This is a genomic window from Nocardia sp. NPDC051833, assembly GCF_040681225.1.
Classification (GTDB): domain Bacteria; phylum Actinomycetota; class Actinomycetes; order Mycobacteriales; family Mycobacteriaceae; genus Nocardia.
Genome location: NZ_JBFAYK010000001.1, coordinates 3,132,746 through 3,149,664, shown reverse-complemented (window position 1 = coordinate 3,149,664; position 16,919 = coordinate 3,132,746). Strand labels below are relative to the sequence as shown.

Annotated in this window: 20 protein-coding genes; 11 read left to right on the top strand and 9 right to left on the bottom strand. The window is 69.3% G+C overall.

Annotated features, from left to right (window positions below; translation table 11 throughout):
- The first annotated feature begins 58 nt into the window (after positions 1-58).
- From AB0L91_RS14305 to AB0L91_RS14275, 7 genes are all read left to right on the top strand, one after another.
- The gene (locus AB0L91_RS14305; RefSeq protein WP_365010017.1) at positions 59-484 is read left to right on the top strand and encodes a hypothetical protein; all 426 of its coding nucleotides are present in this window, start codon (positions 59-61) and stop codon (positions 482-484) included.
- A gap of 411 nt (positions 485-895) precedes the next feature.
- Positions 896-1,150 (top strand): hypothetical protein, encoded by a 255-nt coding sequence (locus AB0L91_RS14300; protein WP_365010016.1) that lies wholly within the window; start codon positions 896-898, stop codon positions 1,148-1,150.
- Between the two features lie 93 nt (positions 1,151-1,243).
- Positions 1,244-2,107, top strand: coding sequence for a zinc ABC transporter substrate-binding protein (locus tag AB0L91_RS14295; RefSeq protein ID WP_365011301.1), 864 nt, complete (start codon positions 1,244-1,246; stop codon positions 2,105-2,107).
- A gap of 44 nt (positions 2,108-2,151) precedes the next feature.
- Positions 2,152-2,964, top strand: a complete 813-nt coding sequence (locus AB0L91_RS14290) for an ATP-binding cassette domain-containing protein (protein WP_365011299.1) — start codon at positions 2,152-2,154, stop codon at positions 2,962-2,964.
- A complete protein-coding gene (locus AB0L91_RS14285) occupies positions 2,964-3,830 on the top strand; it encodes a metal ABC transporter permease (RefSeq protein WP_365010014.1) in 867 nt (288 codons plus the stop codon). The genes AB0L91_RS14290 and AB0L91_RS14285 overlap by 1 nt, the downstream gene beginning before the upstream one ends.
- Before the next feature lie 63 nt (positions 3,831-3,893).
- Positions 3,894-5,066, top strand: a complete 1,173-nt coding sequence (locus AB0L91_RS14280; RefSeq protein ID WP_365010012.1) for an acyl-CoA dehydrogenase — start codon at positions 3,894-3,896, stop codon at positions 5,064-5,066.
- Positions 5,067-5,145: 79 nt separating this feature from the next.
- A complete protein-coding gene (locus AB0L91_RS14275) occupies positions 5,146-5,946 on the top strand; it encodes an enoyl-CoA hydratase-related protein (RefSeq protein WP_357346201.1) in 801 nt (266 codons plus the stop codon).
- A gap of 3 nt (positions 5,947-5,949) precedes the next feature.
- On the opposite strand, the gene AB0L91_RS14270 is transcribed toward AB0L91_RS14275, so the two are convergent.
- The 6 genes from AB0L91_RS14270 to carD form a co-directional block, all read right to left on the bottom strand.
- Positions 5,950-6,228 carry a DUF4190 domain-containing protein gene (locus tag AB0L91_RS14270; RefSeq protein ID WP_357346199.1) on the bottom strand — a complete coding sequence of 93 codons (279 nt, stop codon included), beginning with the start codon at positions 6,226-6,228 and terminating at the stop codon, positions 5,950-5,952.
- A 50-nt stretch (positions 6,229-6,278) separates the two neighbouring features.
- Positions 6,279-7,262 carry a 23S rRNA (guanosine(2251)-2'-O)-methyltransferase RlmB gene (gene rlmB / locus AB0L91_RS14265; protein WP_355270742.1) on the bottom strand — a complete coding sequence of 328 codons (984 nt, stop codon included), beginning with the start codon at positions 7,260-7,262 and terminating at the stop codon, positions 6,279-6,281.
- On the bottom strand, positions 7,262-8,665 hold the full coding sequence (cysS, locus tag AB0L91_RS14260; RefSeq protein WP_365010007.1) for a cysteine--tRNA ligase: 1,404 nt from the start codon (positions 8,663-8,665) through the stop codon (positions 7,262-7,264). Before cysS ends, rlmB begins: the two co-directional genes overlap by 1 nt.
- A gap of 132 nt (positions 8,666-8,797) precedes the next feature.
- Complete coding sequence (ispF, locus tag AB0L91_RS14255; RefSeq protein WP_280342920.1) at positions 8,798-9,265, bottom strand: 2-C-methyl-D-erythritol 2,4-cyclodiphosphate synthase; 468 nt, start codon at positions 9,263-9,265, stop codon at positions 8,798-8,800.
- The gene (gene ispD / locus AB0L91_RS14250; RefSeq protein ID WP_365010004.1) at positions 9,262-9,996 is read right to left on the bottom strand and encodes a 2-C-methyl-D-erythritol 4-phosphate cytidylyltransferase; all 735 of its coding nucleotides are present in this window, start codon (positions 9,994-9,996) and stop codon (positions 9,262-9,264) included. The genes ispF and ispD overlap by 4 nt, the downstream gene beginning before the upstream one ends.
- Position 9,997: 1 nt before the next feature.
- A complete protein-coding gene (carD, locus tag AB0L91_RS14245) occupies positions 9,998-10,486 on the bottom strand; it encodes an RNA polymerase-binding transcription factor CarD (RefSeq protein WP_019044685.1) in 489 nt (162 codons plus the stop codon).
- A 352-nt stretch (positions 10,487-10,838) separates the two neighbouring features.
- On the opposite strand from carD, the gene AB0L91_RS14240 reads away from it, so the two are divergent.
- Together AB0L91_RS14240 and radA are read left to right on the top strand one after the other, a co-directional pair.
- Complete coding sequence (locus AB0L91_RS14240) at positions 10,839-11,561, top strand: hypothetical protein (RefSeq protein ID WP_355270735.1); 723 nt, start codon at positions 10,839-10,841, stop codon at positions 11,559-11,561.
- Between the two features lie 80 nt (positions 11,562-11,641).
- Positions 11,642-13,042, top strand: coding sequence for a DNA repair protein RadA (gene radA, locus AB0L91_RS14235; RefSeq protein ID WP_355270733.1), 1,401 nt, complete (start codon positions 11,642-11,644; stop codon positions 13,040-13,042).
- A 155-nt stretch (positions 13,043-13,197) separates the two neighbouring features.
- Here the strand turns inward: radA and AB0L91_RS14230 are convergent, their stop codons facing one another.
- Together AB0L91_RS14230 and AB0L91_RS14225 are read right to left on the bottom strand one after the other, a co-directional pair.
- On the bottom strand, positions 13,198-13,878 hold the full coding sequence (locus AB0L91_RS14230) for a hypothetical protein (protein WP_365010000.1): 681 nt from the start codon (positions 13,876-13,878) through the stop codon (positions 13,198-13,200).
- 81 nt (positions 13,879-13,959) lie between these two features.
- Positions 13,960-14,583, bottom strand: a complete 624-nt coding sequence (locus AB0L91_RS14225; protein ID WP_355270729.1) for a carbonic anhydrase — start codon at positions 14,581-14,583, stop codon at positions 13,960-13,962.
- A 90-nt stretch (positions 14,584-14,673) separates the two neighbouring features.
- On the opposite strand from AB0L91_RS14225, the gene AB0L91_RS14220 reads away from it, so the two are divergent.
- Positions 14,674-15,552 (top strand): A/G-specific adenine glycosylase, encoded by an 879-nt coding sequence (locus AB0L91_RS14220; RefSeq protein ID WP_365009999.1) that lies wholly within the window; start codon positions 14,674-14,676, stop codon positions 15,550-15,552.
- Positions 15,553-15,599: 47 nt separating this feature from the next.
- Here the strand turns inward: AB0L91_RS14220 and AB0L91_RS14215 are convergent, their stop codons facing one another.
- Positions 15,600-16,343: an alpha/beta hydrolase gene (locus AB0L91_RS14215; protein WP_365009997.1), complete on the bottom strand. Its 744-nt coding sequence runs from the start codon at positions 16,341-16,343 to the stop codon at positions 15,600-15,602.
- A gap of 55 nt (positions 16,344-16,398) precedes the next feature.
- Here AB0L91_RS14215 and AB0L91_RS14210 point away from each other — a divergent pair, with 55 nt between their 5' ends.
- Positions 16,399-16,722, top strand: a complete 324-nt coding sequence (locus tag AB0L91_RS14210) for an antibiotic biosynthesis monooxygenase (protein ID WP_355270725.1) — start codon at positions 16,399-16,401, stop codon at positions 16,720-16,722.
- Positions 16,723-16,919: the final 197 nt, after the last annotated feature.

Here is a 16,919-nt window from a genome sequence, read left to right as displayed (position 1 = left end):
CGAGCCCGGCTTTTCCGTGTGGTTCGTACTGGTCCGCCGCACCAGAGGAGATACCACGATGCCATCCGCTGATGGCTACACCGATACCGTGAGCAGCGCACTCGAACGTTCCATGAGCGCAAATACCAGCGTAAGAATCGACGCAATAGAGAAGCTCGCTCCATGGGCCAGCCAATCGGCCGTACTGGCCAGGCTCAGCGACATGCTCCATGACCAGAACGTGACCGTGATGATCGACGCCACGGAGGCCCTGGCTCGAACCGGGGGTAAAGCCGGCATCCGAGCCATCGCGGCCGAGATCGGCCGGACTCCCGATGACCCGGATGCCGACTACATCATGTACAAGATCGAGGAACTCGAAGCGCTCGGCGAGGTGCCGATCTTGGACACTTTGAGATCGTTCGACGTCCTCGCCGAGACCGACGATTTTCGCGCTGGGCTGGCCCAGATCGAGCGTTATATGGGACATCACAACCCCCGGTGACCACCGGATCGCGACGTCGGCGACAGCGACGTCGGCGGTCACCGACCGGTTCACGGAGCCATCTACATCCTGCCGCAGCGACTTGACGCTCGCGGACCTGAAAGCGCCGATCGCCTTGACGAGCCGGGCGATCTTTGCGGGACAACTACGAAGCATGCATGGGAACAAGTAGAGCGGAGCCTACCGTTAGCGAATTTCATGTTACAGACGTATTTTGGATGAGCTCCATAAGCAAGCGCTTCATTGTCGGCAGGATGGTCGGAGTATTTGAAATCGGGCAGAGCGTTACGCTTCGCCAGCAGGATGGAACCACAGTGCCAGGCATTCTCGAAGCCATCAACCTGCACCGGCAGAAGCCAGGTTTCTGCACGCTTGTCTTTTCGGAATCCATATCAAATAGGGTGCAGCCGGGTGATCTCATTCACGATTGAGAACTCGGATCGATCCCGGATCGGCCTGCTCGACACCAACATCATGATCCTGCGTCGGTGGATCGACCCGGCGCCCCTGCCCGATGCCATGGCGATCAGCACGGTCACCCTGTCAGAACTGTCGGCAGGCGCACACGAAGTACGCCGCGACTACGAGCAGGACCAGCAGCCGGCCCGGACTTCGGGTCCAGATTTCCGTGTGGTTCGTACCGAGTACTCGATCCTGCTAAAGTAAAACGGTAACGATTTCCATTATGATCTAGGGCACAGCTCCCCGTGCCTGATCGAGCACGGCCAGGAGTACCGCGTGAACAGTCGATTCGCCCGCATGTGTGCCGGTCTCACGGCGGGAGTGGCGGCCGCGGTCGTGCTCACGGCCTGCGGGGGCAGCTCGAAGGATGGCGACGGTCTCTCGATCGTGGCCTCCACCAATGTGTGGGGGTCCATCGCGACGGCGGTCGCCGGGCCGGATGTCCAGGTCACCTCGATCATCAGTGATCCCGCGGCCGACCCGCACTCGTTCGAGACCTCGGCGACCGATACCGCCAAGATCAGCGACGCCGATCTCGTGGTGTTCAACGGCGGGCACTACGACGAGTTCATCGAGAAGGCCATCTCGGGCAAGAACAAGCGGACCGTCGAGGCGTTCGAGCAGCGGACCGACAAGAGCGATGACAACGAGCACGTCTGGTACGACGTCACCACCGTCGCCGCGGTCGCCGACCGGATCGCCGCCCAGCTCGGCGAGGTCGACACCGCCAACGCCGCCGCCTACACCGAGCGGGCGACCGCCTTCAAGAACCAGCTGATCGGCGTCAGCACCATCACCGGCACCATCGCCACCCAGCACCCGAACGCGCCGGTCGCCCAGTCCGAGCCGCTCGCGCACTACCTGCTGCTCGCCGCGACCGCGCAGGACAAGACCCCGCACGAGTTCCAGGAAGCGATCGAGCAGGAGACCGACCCGGCGCCCGCCGCGGTCGCCGCCACCCGCGACCTGATCACCGGCAAGCAGGTCAAGGCGCTGATCTACAACACCCAGACCCAGGACAAGATCACCCAGGACCTGCGGGCCGCCGCCCAGAGCTCGGGGGTCAACGTCGTCGAGGTCACCGAAACGCTGCCCGCCGGGGTCGATTACATCCAGTGGCAGACCGCGAACGCCAAGGCGCTCGCCGCGGCGCTGCGCTGATCGCCGTGTCCACGACCGAGGGAGCGGCCCCGCCCGCCGCGCCGATCGCCCCCGCCGACCCCGTCGGCGGGGCCATCCGGCTGCGCGGGGCAAGCCTGTCCTTCGGCGAGCGCACCCTGTGGCGCGATCTCGATCTCGATGTGGCGCCAGGGGAATTCATCGCCGTCCTCGGCCCCAACGGCTCCGGCAAGACCTCGCTGCTGCGCGTCCTGCTCGGCCTGCTGGAGCTCGGCTCGGGCACCGCGGAGGTCGCTGGCGCGCCGGCCGGGGTCGGCAATCCGGGCATCGGCTATGTGCCGCAACAGAAGACGATCGATGCCGGGGTGCAGCTGCGCGGGGTCGATCTGGTCGGACTCGGCGTCGACGGGCACCGGTGGGGACTCGGCTGGCGTGGCCGCCGGGAGCGGGCACGCAAGGTCGAGGCCGCCGTGGCCGCGGTCGGCGCGCAGCGTTTCGCGCACGCCCCGCTGGACACCCTCTCCGGCGGTGAGCAGCAGCGGCTGCGGGTCGCGCAGGCGCTCGTCGGCGACCCGGCGGTATTGCTCTGCGACGAACCACTGCTCAGCCTGGACCTCGCCAATCAGCGGCTGGTCGCCGAACTCGTCGACAAGCGCCGCCGCGAACACGACACGGCCGTGCTGTTCGTGACCCACGAGATCAACCCGATCCTGCCGATGGTCGACCGGGTGCTCTACCTGGTCGACGGCGAATTCCGGATCGGCACCCCCGACGAGGTGATGACCTCGGCGACGCTCTCGGAGCTCTACGGCACCGAGGTCGAGGTGCTGCGGGTGCGGGACCGGCTCGTCGTCGTCGGCACCGGCGACGACATGGACGCGCTCGGCGGTACCGCCTGATGGACAAGCTGAACAAGGTGCTGCACCAGATGTTCGACCTCGGCACCACCGCCGACCTGCTCACCTACGACTTCGTCCAGCAGGCGCTGCTCGCGAGCGCGCTGCTCGGGCTGCTCGCCGGCCTGATCGGGCCGCTGATCGTCAGCAGGCAGATGTCGTTCGCCGTGCACGGCACCAGCGAGCTCTCGCTGACCGGCGCGTCGGCGGCGCTGCTGGCCGGTGTCGGCGTCGGGATCGGCGCGATCGCCGGTTCGGTGGTCGCCGCCGTCCTGTTCGGCTGGCTCGGTTCCCGTGCGCGGGAACGCGATTCGGTGATCGCGGTGGTGCTCTCGTTCGGCCTCGGCCTGTCCGTGTTGTTCCTGTGGCTGGCACCGGACCGGGCCGGCTCGAAGTTCTCGCTGCTCACCGGCCAGGTCGCCAGCGTCGGCTACGACGGGCTCGCGCTGCTGGTCACCTGCACCGCGGCCGTGCTCGCCGTGCTCGCGGTGATCTACCGGCCGCTGCTGTTCGCCAGCTCCGACCCCGAGGTCGCGGTGGCGCGCGGGGTGCCGGTGCGGGCGCTGTCGGTGGTGTTCGCGGTGCTGCTCGGCATCACCGCCGCCTTCGGCGTGCAGATCGTCGGCGCGCTGCTGGTGCTGGCGCTGCTGATCACCCCGGCCGCCGCGGCGGCGCAGCTCACCGCGAGCCCGCTGCGGGCGACGGTGCTGTCGGTGGTCTTCGCCGAGGTCGCGGCGGTGGGCGGACTGCTGCTGTCGCTGGCGCCCGGGGTGCCGGTGTCGACGTTCGTCACCGGAATCTCGTTCACCATCTATCTGGTGTGCCGGTTCGTCGGCCACCGCAATCGGCGGCTGGCCACCGCCCACTGAAATTTGGTGCCACTTGGGGCCGAAATTGCCCGAACCGGGGCGCGGGCGAGCAGACTACACAGCATGATCGACTTCGCCGTCCCGGAAGATCTGGCCGCCCTGCGGGATCGAGTTCGCGCCTTCGTCGCCGAACAGATCGTGCCGTTCGAACGCGATCCGCGCCTGACCGCGCACGGTCCGACCGACGAACTGCGCGCCGAACTCGTCGACCTGGCCAGGGCCGAGAAGCTGCTGACCGTCCAGGCCCCGGTGGAGTACGGCGGGCTCGGCCTGTCCCATGTCGAGCAGGCGGTGGTGTACGAGGCCGCGGGCTGGTCGACGCTCGGCCCGGTCGCGATGAACTGCGCCGCGCCCGACGAGGGCAATATGTTCCTGCTCGGCAAAGTCGCCGACCCGGACCAGGTGGACCGGTACCTGATGCCGATGATCCGCGGCGAACAGCGCTCGGTGTTCGCGATGACCGAACCCGACGGCGCGGGCTCCGACCCGGGTCAGCTGCGCACCGAAGCGGTGTTCGACGGCGAGAACTTCGTGATCAACGGGCGCAAGTGGCTGATCACCGGCGCCGACGGCGCCAAGACCTGGATCATCATGGCCCGCCTCGCCGAGAACCCGCACCTGCCCGCCGGGCCGACGCTGTTCCTCGCCGACGGCGGCACCGAGGGCATCGTCATCGAGCGGATCATGAACACGATGGACCGCAACTACGTCGGCGGGCACGCCGTCGTGCGGTTCGAGAACCTGACGCTGCCGCCCTCGGCCGTGCTCGGCCGCACCGGGCAGGCCCTGCGCTACGCCCAGCTGCGGCTGGCGCCCGCCCGGCTCACGCACTGCATGCGCTGGCTCGGCGCGGCCGAACGGGCGCAGCACATCGCCGTCGAGTACGCGCGCACCCGCACCGCGTTCGGCAGGCCGATCGGCGAGCACGAGGGCGTGTCGTTCATGCTCGCCGACAACGAGGTGGCGCTGCACCAGTGCAGGCTGACCATCTGGCACAGCTGCTGGCTGATGGATCAGGGGCAGCAGGCCAGGCACGAGTCGTCGATGGCCAAGTCCTACGTCTCCGAGGAACTGTTCAAGGTCACCGACCGCTGCGTGCAGGTGCTGGGCGGGATCGGGATCAGCGACGAGACGGTCGTGGAGATGCTGTTCCGGGACATGCGCGCGTTCCGCCTCTACGACGGCCCGACCGAGGTGCACAAGTACGCCATCGGCAAGCATCTGCTCCGCGAATGACCTCGGGCGCGGCAGGCCGGGGCCACGCAAGCCACCGTCTCCGGCCGCTGACGCCCGCCCGCTAGTACCATTCGATCCCATGAGTTCGGAACTGCTCGTCGATGTCTCTGCCGGAGTCGCCGTGCTCACGCTCAACCGGCCGGCCCAGCAGAACGCCGTCACCCCGACGATGGCCGCCGAGCTCAGCGCGGCACTGCGCCGCTGCGACAGCGAGGACTCGATTCGCGCCGTCGTGATCACCGGCACCGCGCCCGCCTTCTGCGCGGGCGCGGATCTGTCCGCCCGGGTCAACGGCGAGGTGACGCTGGATCCGCCGCCGTGGCAGGTCCGCAAGCCGGTGATCGCGGCCGTCAACGGCCACGCGGTCGGGATCGGGCTGGCCCTGGCGCTGCAATGCGATCTGCGGTACTTCGCCCGCGACGCCGTCTACGGGCTCAGCCAGGTCCGCCGCGGCGTCCTCGCCGACGGCTACGCGCACTGGACCGTGCCGCGCCTGGCCGGGCTGGCCAACGCCGCCGACATCATGCTGACCGGACGCACCTTCGACGGCGACGAGGCCAAGTCGATGGGCCTGGCCAATGCCAGCCTGCCCGCGGGCGAGGTCTTGCCCACCGCGATGGCGGTCGCCCACGACATCGCCAACGGGCCAGCTCCGCTGCCGGTCGCGCTGACCAAGCGACTGATCTGGGAGAGCCTCGGGATGACACCCGCCGTCGTCGGGCAGCTCGAATCCGAGCTCAACGCGCATGTCGCCAAGAGCATCGACGGCGGCGAGGCGATGGCCGCGTTCAAGGAGCGCCGTCAGCCCAAGTGGACCGGCAGCATCAGCGCGGAATGGCCGGCCTGGGACGCCCCCGAGGAGCGCCCCAGCCTGGACTGAGGGTCAGAAGTTCCCGTTGCAGGAACCCGCGATGTAGAGCATCGCGAACAACACCATCAAGATGGTGCCGATGATGCCCGCGATGTACCCGATCAACACCTGGGAGCGCCCGGACAGGGCGCCGTAGGACGCGTCGATCTCGTTGAGGGCCCGCTTGCCGAGCACCCACGCGACCGGCCCGAAGATCCCGCAGCAGAACGGGCTGAGCAGCCCGAGCGTCAGGATCAGGTTGGCCTGCGGGTGCTCGACCGTCTCACCGATCGGCTGGTTGGGTATCGCCACGCATCGAATTCTACGGCGACAGAGCCGATTTGCCCGGAAACCGCGCGGGGTCAGCCCAGACGGCGCTGCCTGGCGATGTCGGCGAGGACCACACCGGCGGCGACCGAGGCGTTGAGCGACTCGACCGGACCGGCCATCGGGATGCTCAGGATCGAGTCGCAGTTCTCGCGCACCAGGCGCGAGAGACCCTTGCCCTCGGACCCGACGACGACCACCGTCGGCACGCTGCCGTCGAATTCGTCGAGCGGGGTGTCACCGCCCGCGTCGAGGCCGACGATCTGGAAGCCCTGCGACGCCCAGTCCTTCAGCGTGCGGGTCAGGTTGGTCGCCCTGGCGACGGGCAGGCGCGCCGCGGCGCCCGCGCTGGTCCGCCAGGCCACCGCGGTGACGCTGGCACTGCGCCGCTGCGGGATGACAACGCCCTGACCGCCGAACGCGGCGACCGAGCGGATGACCGCGCCGAGGTTGCGCGGATCGGAGATGTTGTCCAGCGCGACCAGCAGACCCGGCTCGCCGGAGGTCTTCACCCGGTCCATCAGGTCGTCCGGGTGGGCGTAGCGGTACGGCGGCACCTGCAGGGCGACGCCCTGGTGCAAACCGTTGGCGCTGAGCCGATCCAGATCGGTGCGCGGCACCTCGAGGATGGAGATGCCCATGTCGGCGGCGCGCTGCACGCTCTCGGAGAGGCGGTCGTCGTTCTCGGTGCCGACGGCCACGTAGAGCGCGGTGGCCGGCACGTCGGCACGCAGGCACTCGAGCACGGGGTTGCGGCCGAGCACCAGCTCGGGACCGTCGTCGGACTTGCGGCCGACCCGCGGGACACCGGCCTTACCGGTCGGACGGGACTGCGCCGCTTTGGCTTTGGCGGCGGCCGCGGCGCGCTTGGCGGCGGGATGCTTGGTGCGCTCGGTGGCGGGCGGCGTCGCGCCCCTGCCCTCGAGGCCGCGACGGCGCTTGCCGCCGGAACCGACGACGGCGCCCTTCTTGGTGCCGCCCTTCCTGATCGCTCCGCGTCGCTGTGAATTGCCTGCCATCAGTTCGCCTTTCCGCTAGCTGCGCCCAGCGACCATTCCGGCCCCTGCGGGGTGTCGGTGACCTCGATACCCGCCGCCACGAGCCGATCCCGTGCGGCATCGGCCTCTGCCCAGTTCTTCTCCGCTCGCGCGCTCGCCCGGCGATCCAGCTCGGAGCGGACCAGCACGTCGAGCGCCTCCAGCGCCGCCGAGTTGTCGGCCGGGGTGTACCAGTGCGGGTCGAGCGGGTCGACGCCCAGGACGCCGAGCATCGCGCGGACCTGACCGGCCAATTCGGCCGCGGTCTCCACGGTGCCAGCCTCCAGCGCGCGATTGCCCTCGTGCACCACGTGGTGAATTTCGGCCAGCGCCTTCGGAATCGCCAGATCGTCGTCGATCGCGGCGGCGAATCCGTCGGTCCATTTACCGATCGGGACCTCGCCGGCCCGGTCGAGCACGCGATGCACGAATGCCTCGATGCGCTGATACGAGGCGACCGCGTCGTCGAGTGCTTTGTCGGAGTATTCGAGCATCGAGCGGTAATGCGCGCTGCCCAGATAGAAACGCAATTCGACCGGGCGGACCCGGCTGAGCACATTCGGCACCGAGAGCACATTGCCGAGCGACTTCGACATCTTCTCCCCGCCCATCGTCACCCAGCCGTTGTGCAGCCAGTAACGCGCGAAACCGTCACCGGCCGCCTTGGACTGAGCGATCTCGTTCTCGTGGTGCGGGAAAATCAAATCCATACCACCGCAGTGGATATCGAATTCGGGGCCGAGATAGAACTCGGCCATGGCCGAGCATTCCAGATGCCAGCCGGGGCGGCCGGGGCCCCAAGGCGACGGCCAGCTCGGCTCGCCCGGCTTGGCCGACTTCCACAGCGTGAAATCGCGCGGGTCGCGCTTGCCGCGGGTCGGGGTCTCGCCCTGGTGCACGTCGTCGAGTTTGTGGCCGGACAGCTCGCCGTAGTTCGGCCAGCTCAGCACGTCGAAGTAGACGTCACCGTCGGCGGCGTAGGCGTGGCCGCGCTCGATCAGGCGCTCCATCAGCCCGACCATCTGGGTGATGTGGCCGGTGGCGCGCGGCTCGGCCGAGGGCGGCAGCACGCCGAGCACCTCGTAGGCCGCGTCGAAGGCGCGCTCGTGCGTGGCGGCCCATTCCCACCACGGCCTGCCCGCCTCGGCGGCCTTGTTCAGGATCTTGTCGTCGATATCGGTGACATTGCGGATGAACCGGACGTCGTAGTCGTGCGCGAGCAGCCAGCGGCGCAGCACATCGAACGCGACGCCGCTGCGCACGTGCCCGATATGGGGCTGACCCTGCACGGTGGCCCCACACAGATACACCGAGGCACGGCCGGGGACCAGCGGGGTGAATTCCCGCAGGGTCCGCGTGTCGGTGTCAAAAAGGCGCAAGGTCACGGCATTCGATCCTAGTCGGTGGGATGGTGGTGGAGATGACCGGCCGGTTCGTGGCTCGCCGTGGTTGTACCCCGGCGAAAGGAAGCGGCGAGAAGGCGTGGTGCGGCAGGAAATTTTCGGGGCCCGTGCGGGCTACGAACACGCCGCGATCAGGCAGGTGGCGATGGCCGCGATGCCTTCGCCGCGGCCGGTCAGCCCGAGACCGTCCGTGGTGGTGCCGGAAACGGAGACCGGCGCGTCGAGCAGTTCGCCGAGCACTTTCTGCGCCTCGGCGCGGCGCGGCCCGATCTTCGGTCGATTGCCGATGACCTGCACCGCGGCGTTGACGACCGCGAAGCCCTCCTCGGCCAGCAGCCTGCGGACCTCGGTGAGCATGGCGGCGCCGGTGACTCCGGCCCATTCGGGACGGCCGACGCCGAAGACGGCGCCGACGTCGCCGAGGCCTGCGGCCGAGAGCAGCGCGTCGCAGAGCGCGTGCGCGGCGACGTCACCGTCGGAGTGCCCGGCGCAGCCGTCGGCGTCGGGGAACAGCAGACCGGCCATCCAGCAGGGACGACCTGGCTCGATGGGGTGCACATCGCTGCCGATGCCGACTCTCATCGCGCGACCGCCTGCGCGGCACGTGGTGCGTCGACGGCGGCCTGATCGGCGCGCAGGGCGTCGGCCAGGCGCAGGTCGAGCGGGGTGGTGATCTTGAAGGCGAGCGGGTCGCCCGCGACGGTGCGCACGGCGACGCCGAGGCGTTCGACCAAGCCCGCGTCGTCGGTCGCGCCGACCTCGGTGGCGTACGCCGCGCGCAGCAGATCGGCGGCGAAGCCCTGGGGGGTCTGGATGGCGCGCAGGTGGGCGCGATCGGGGGTGCCGGTGACGACGCCGGCGTCGTCGACCGATTTCACGGTGTCGACGACCGGCAGGGCGGGCACGACGGCGGGACTGCCCGCGTGCAGCTCGGCGGCCACCCGCGCGATCAGCTCCGGTGGAGTGAGCGCGCGAGCGGCGTCGTGCACGAGGTAGAACGCGGCGTCGGGCGCGGCCGCGATCCCGGCGCGCACCGAATCGGTGCGCTCGGCGCCGCCAACGACGACCTGCACCGGCACAGGGGGCATCGAACCGCCGGTCAGCGAGGGGGTTGACAGCAGAGCGGACGCGGCATCGACCAGCTCGGCGGGCACGACCACGACGACCCGGTGCACCGCACCGGACGCGATCAGCCCGTCGACGGCCAGCCGGACCATAGGTGTGCCGCCGACCGGGACGAACGCCTTCGGGGTGGATTCACCCAGGCGCACGCCACGACCGGCGGCAGGGACCAGTGCTACGACAGGTCGCACTCTAGGAAGCCGCGGCGAGGACCTCGTCGAGCAGCGATTCGGCCTTGCCGTCGTCGGTGCCCTCGGCGAGCGCGAGCTCACCGACGAGGATCTGGCGAGCCTTGGCCAGCATCCGCTTCTCACCGGCGGACAGGCCGCGATCCTGCTCGCGACGCCACAGGTCGCGCACGACCTCGGCCACCTTGTTCACATCGCCGGAGGCGAGCTTCTCGAGGTTGGCCTTGTAACGGCGGGACCAGTTGGTCGGCTCCTCCGTGTGTGGCGCGCGCAGCACCTGGAAGACGCGGTCGAGACCCTCCTGGCCGACGACGTCACGGACGCCGACATATTCGGCGTTCTCCGCGGGAACCCGAACGGTCAGGTCGCCTTGCGCGACCTTCAGGACCAGATACTCTTTCTGCACACCCTTGATGGTGCGGGTCTCGATTGCTTCGATCAGCGCCGCTCCGTGGTGGGGGTAAACGACGGTGTCTCCGACCTTAAAAATCATGTGTCCCGTGCCCCTTTCGATGTTCACAGTTTAACATGCGACTCGATAACGGCGCGATCAACTGTGCAGGTCAGGGCCACAACGAGGCCATCGTAGGGGTTGACAACGCGGAATTGGTGTGCATTGTGTTGCGCCAGAACGGGTTAACCACCAGCACAGCGAGCCGTATCCGCGCCCCACTCCCCCGGCACCGATCCGGCAACCCCGTCCGAGACACCGAACTGTTACTTCCGCGCCCGCGCGTCGCGAGCCCGGACGCCACGCGCGCGAAGCGAACTACTACGCTGCCTAGTTACTACCCTCCGATCCGCTGTGTGGACGGAGTGAGCCCGGTCGACATGGAGGACAAACCGTGACTGCCCTGAAAGCTGTGACCGCCCCGTCGGCGCGACGTCGCATGGCGACGGTTGCCGCGCTCGCCGCCGCCGCGGGTATCGCCCTGAGCGGCTGCAGTGCCGGCCAGCACACGCAGACCTCGTCGCAGGCCGCCGCGATCAACGGCAACCACGCGAACGTGGGCCCGATCTCGCTGCGCAACGTGCACATCATCTACCCGGCGTCCCCGGCGGAGCACGACAAGGGCGGCAAGGCGGTGATCGCGCTGTCGATCATCAACGGCAGCGAGACCGTCACCGACGAGCTGACCAGCGTCACCACCGACCTCGGCACCGTCAAGCTCACCGGCCCGGCGGGCGACCCCAAGTTCGTGCTGAAGCCGCAGCAGACCGTCGTCGCCGGCCCGGTGAAGGTCGCCGCCGCCGAGTCCGACGACCACCACGGCGCCACACCGACCACCACGGCCGCGCCGACCACCACCGCGGCCCCGACGACCTCCGCGGCGCCCACCACGTCCGCGGCCGGTCACGACGTGCCCTCGATCGATCCCGAGGCCAAGCCCGGCTCGATCGAGATCACCGGCCTGAGCAAGCAGATCTACCCCGGCCTGACCTACAACGTCACCTTCAACTTCAAGGACGCGGGCACCGTGCAGGTGTCGGTCCCGGTCGACGCCGCCGAGGTCGACCGCGTCGAGAACGAGAAGTCCGGCCCGGCCCCCGAGGGCGCCGGTCACTGAGACCAGGCCGAACAGAAAGCCGTCGCGGCGTGTCCGCGGCGGCTTTTCTTTTTGTCGGAGCCGGTCCGTAGGGTGCGCGTGTGGCCAAGACCAAAGCTGTCTTCCGGTGCACCGCGTGCTCGCACGAGGTGTCCAAATGGGTGGGTAAGTGCCCGGATTGCGGCGCCTGGGGCACGGTGAACGAGGTGGCCGTGTCCGCGGCCGCCGCGGCGCCGGGCAGGCGCGCGATGCTGCCGAGCACGGCGGCGGCACCGCTGTCGCAGATCGACGCCAAGATCACCCAGGCCCGCTCGACCGGGGTGAGCGAGCTGGACCGGGTGCTCGGCGGCGGCGTGGTGCCCGGATCGGTGGTGCTGCTCTCGGGTGAGCCCGGCGTCGGCAAGTCGACACTGCTGCTCGAGGTCGCGCACCGCTGGGCCGCCCAGCGCAGCGAGACCTCGCTGTACGTGACCGCGGAGGAGTCGGCCGGGCAGGTGCGGCTGCGGGCCGACCGCACCGGCGCGGTGCACGACCGGGTGTACCTGGCCGCCGAATCGGACCTGTCGATCGTGCTCGGGCACGTGGAACAGGTGCGGCCGACACTGCTGGTGGTCGACTCGGTGCAGACCATGCTGGCGCCCGAGGTGGACGGCGTGATCGGCGGTGTCACCCAGGTGCGCGCGGTGACCGCGGCGCTGACCTCGCTGGCGAAGGCCAGCGGGATCGCGGTGCTGCTGGTCGGTCACGTCACCAAGGACGGCAATGTCGCGGGTCCGCGCACCCTCGAGCATCTGGTCGACGTGGTGCTGCAATTCGAGGGCGACAAGAACTCGACGCTGCGCATGATCCGCGGCATCAAGAATCGGTTCGGCAGCGCCGACGAGGTGGGCTGCTTCGAACTGCACGAAGACGGCATCGCCTGCGTCGACGACCCGTCGGGCCTGTTCCTGCACCACCGCACCGACACCGTCCCCGGCACCGCGGTGACCGTCGCGATGGACGGCAAACGCCCGCTGGTGGCGGAGGTGCAGGGGCTGACCGTCAAGACCGAGATCCCGCAGCCACGGCGCGCGGTGAGCGGCCTGGACTACAACCGCGTCGCCATGGTGCTGGCCGTCCTGCAGAGCCGTGGGCGGGTGTTCCTGGGCAAGCACGACGTGTACGCCGCCACCGTCGGCGGCATGCGCCTGAACGAGCCGACGGCCGACCTGGCCATCGCGCTGGCCATCGCCTCCGCCGAGGCCGATATCGCGCTGCCCGCGGGCTGGGTGATCCTGGGCGAGGTCGGGCTGGCGGGCGAGGTCCGCAAGGTCACCGGGCTGTCGCGGCGCCTGGCCGAGGCCGAACGGCTCGGCTTCACCACCGCGCTGGTACCGCCCGGATCGGAGAAAACCAAGATCGGTTCGATGCGTATCCACGAGGTCGGCGATCTGCGCTCGGCGCTGCGATTGGCCGAACTCCGCAAATCACGCGCAGCCAGGGAGCCGGTCCCCGTGGAATAACTCCGGCAAACCCGGGATATCGCCGATATCGGCCATTCCCGTGGCAACGACCATTGACATAGTCACCGATCATGCGAAGCCTGCAAATCCACCCGAGTTGAACATGTGACTTATAGCGCACCCGCACAATGCCGGGTGCGCGCGGGCGTCCGCGGCTAGGTCGCGAGGTTGAACGGCTCGGCGGCGCTGCGCACAGCGCCGAGCTGGGCCACCACCATGTAGGCCCCGGCGGGCACCTGTAGCCGATCACCGGCGCAGTTCGGCTGGGAGGTGGTCCCGAACCAGCTGCCCTTGTAGGACAACTGCTCACCGGCCTTGAGCGTCTTCACTTCCGGCGGTCCATCCGGGTTGCAGTCGTTGCTCGCCCACAGCCGACGCTGCCCGTCGAGCGTGTAGACCAGGAATTGCGGGCCGGGACCGAGATCGCGCGAACACGGCGCCGAGGAGATATTGGTGATGACGGTGCCGAATCCGGGCTGATCGCCCACCCGGTACGTCGGCTGGCCGACGGTCACCTTCAACGCGAGCGACTGATCACTGCACGGCTGCGCCGCGGGCTGATCCGTCGGCGAACTGCTCGCCGCGGCGCTCGAGGTGGCGGCGGCGCTGGTCGCGGTCGCACTGCTCGACTCCGCGACACTGCTGGTCGACGCCGCACTGCTCGCCGGAGCGGTGGTCGACGTGGCCGCGGCATTGTCGCTGGACGAGTCACCACCACGCGCCACCATCGTGACGAGCCAGATCACGATCGCGAGCGCGACGACGATGACGCCGATGGCGAGTGCGCGGCGACGCCAGTAGATCTCCGGTGGCAGCGGTCCATTCGGTTCCAGCACGCCTCAACGGTAAGCGCACCGCGCGGGCCCGCGCTCGATGACCTCGGCGTGTCGGGGGTGGAACCGGGACGATCGCCCGGTTCAGACCACCTCGCCGATGTTCCCGACGACGCGACGCAGGTGCACGCGCCCGTCCTCGAGCTTGTAGGTGACGCTCGCGATCGCGCACTGACCGGTGGCGACGCGCTGGGAGATGATCATCGACCGCTGCATCAGCAGCCTGCTGGTCTCCACGACGTGGCGCGCCTCGAACTCGTCGATCGAGCTGAGGCCCTCACGACGGCCGACCAGGATCGACGGCGTCACGCGCTCGACCACGCTGCGGATGAATCCGCCGGGGACCTCGCCGCCGTCGAGCGCGTCGATGGTGGCCTTCACCGCGCCGCAGCTGTCGTGTCCGAGGACGACGATCAGCGGCACGTTGAGCACCTCGACGCCGTACTCGATCGAGCCGAGCACCGAGCTGTCCACCACGTGACCCGCGGTCCGCACGACGAACATGTCGCCGAGGCCCTGATCGAAGATCAGTTCCGCGGCCACCCGGGAGTCACCGCAGCCGAACAGGATCGCGTGCGGGTGCTGGCCGCTGACGAGCTTGGCTCGGTCGGCGGCGCCCTGGCTAGGATGCAGCAGGGTGCCGTTGACGAAGCGCTCATTGCCTTCGCGCAGCGACTTCCAGGCGCTTATCGGATTGGAACCAGGCATACCGACCATTGTGCACAGACCTGTGGTTACCAGCGAGTCCGCCGCGTTACGCGTCGGCAAAGATGGCCTGGCTGAGGCGGAACGGGAACAGTGAGTATCGACGCGGAAGTGCTGCTGGATTGGTTCACCGAGACGGCACGTGACCTGCCGTGGCGCAGGCCGGAAGCGACCGCGTGGCACATCCTGATGAGCGAGATCATGTTGCAGCAGACCCCCGTGGTGCGGGTCGAGCCGATCTGGCGGGAATGGGTGGCGCGGTGGCCGGTGCCCTCGGCGATGGCCGCGTCCTCGCAGGCCGAGGTGCTGCGCGCCTGGGGCAAGCTCGGCTATCCGCGCCGGGCGCTGCGGCTGCACGAGTGCGCGCGGGTGCTGGCCACCGAGCACGGCGACGTGGTGCCGACCGACGTCGACGTGCTGCTGAGCCTGCCCGGCATCGGTGACTACACCGCCCGCGCGGTGGCCTGTTTCGCCTACGGCCGGCGCGTCCCGGTGGTCGACACCAATGTCCGCCGGGTCGTCGCGCGGGCGGTGCACGGACGCGAGCCGGGCAATCCGTCCTCGCGCGACCTCGCCGAAACCGCTGCCCTGCTCCCGATCTCGGTGCCGCGCGCCGCGAAGTTCTCGGCGGCGCTGATGGAACTGGGCGCGCTGGTCTGCACCGCCCGCAATCCCGACTGCGCGCGGTGCCCGTTGCCCGCGTGCGCGTGGGTCGACGCGGGCAAGCCCGCCGCCGAGGTGGTCCGCAAGGTGCAGAAGTACGAGGGCACCGATCGGCAGGCGCGCGGCAGGCTGCTCGACGTCCTGCGCGACGCGTCCGGCCCGGTCGAGCGGGTCCGCCTCGACCTGGCCTGGACCCGCGATCCCGGCCAGCGGGCGCGGGCGTTGGACTCGCTGCTGGTCGACGGCCTGATCGAGCAGACCGAGGACGGCCTGTTCGCGCTGGCCGGTGAAGGCGGGGCTGCGGGCTAGTCACCGGGCTGCGCGCCCTCGCCCGGCCGAGCAGACCGTCGGGCTGGTCAGCCCAGCACGCGGCGCAGGAACCGGCCGACGTGGTCGCGATAGACCTCGGGCTGCTCGTCGTGCACCAGGTGCGCGGCCCCGGCGACGAGCGTGTACTCCGCGTCGGGGTGCACTTCGGCCATCGTGCGCATCTGCCCCGGCGGGGTGATGGTGTGCTCGCCCTCGATGAGCAGCACGGGGAGCTCCAGCGACTTCCATTCGGTCCAGAAGTCCCTGGTCCCCCACTCCTCGGAGATGGCACGGAAGGTGTCGACCGCACCGTGCAGCCGATAGCCGTCGGGACCCGCGGTGAAGGCACGCAGGAAATACGTGCCCGCGACGGGCCCGAAGTAGTCGAGCACCGCCTGGTCGTCGGCGAACGGCTGCGGCCAGGATCCGATCAGCTCGGCCCAGTGCGCGGCAGTGCGGCCGGTGAAGTCGGGGGCGATGTCCTCCACCACGAGGGCGCGGACCCGCTCGGGATGGGTGGCGGCGAAGACCCAGCCGTGGATCGCGCCCATCGAGTGCCCGACGATCACCATCGGCTCGGTGATCGCGGCGGTGAGCTCGGCGAGATCGGCGACGAACGCCTCGGTCGTGAGCTCGGCGGGCGGCACCCGACCGTGCCCGGCGGCGTCGACGGTGTAGAGGTGGCCGTATTCGCGCAGCCATGGCAGCTGATCGGTCCAGGTGCGCGCGCTGCCCATCAGCCCGTGCAACAGCAGGATCGGGACGCCGGTCCCGCCTTCGTCGTACAACACCCTGCCGATTGTGCCCCAGACCGGGATGTTTCCCGCGCGGTCGTATTGTCGGCTCATGGCTGTTGTGAAGATCAATGCGATCGAGATCCCTGAAGGTGCCGGCCCGGAGCTGGAGAAGCGGTTCGCCGCCCGCGCGCACGCGGTGGAGAACTCCCCCGGTTTCCTCGGCTTCCAGCTGCTGCGCCCGGTGGCCGGCGACAACCGGTATTTCGTGGTGACGCAATGGGATTCGGAGGAATCCTTCGCCGCGTGGCGCGACGGTCCGGCCCGTGCGGCACACGCCGGGAACGGTGGCGAGGGCGAGCGCCCGAAGCCGGTCTCGACCGGTGCGTCGCTGCTCGAGTTCGAGGTCGTCCTCGACGTCCCCGCGAAGGCCTGACGACGGCGTTTCCGCTGGACATGCGGATGCGCGTATTGACGTGGACGCCCCGTGACTGTCACAGTTCGAGGGAACATACGCGAGGGTGCGCGGTAATTCCGGTGAGATTCCGGAGCGGTCGCGCCACTGTATCCACGTACCGGGTCCCCGGTGCCGGAGAGCCAGACACCGGCACCTTCGCACCACTTCGACCATGG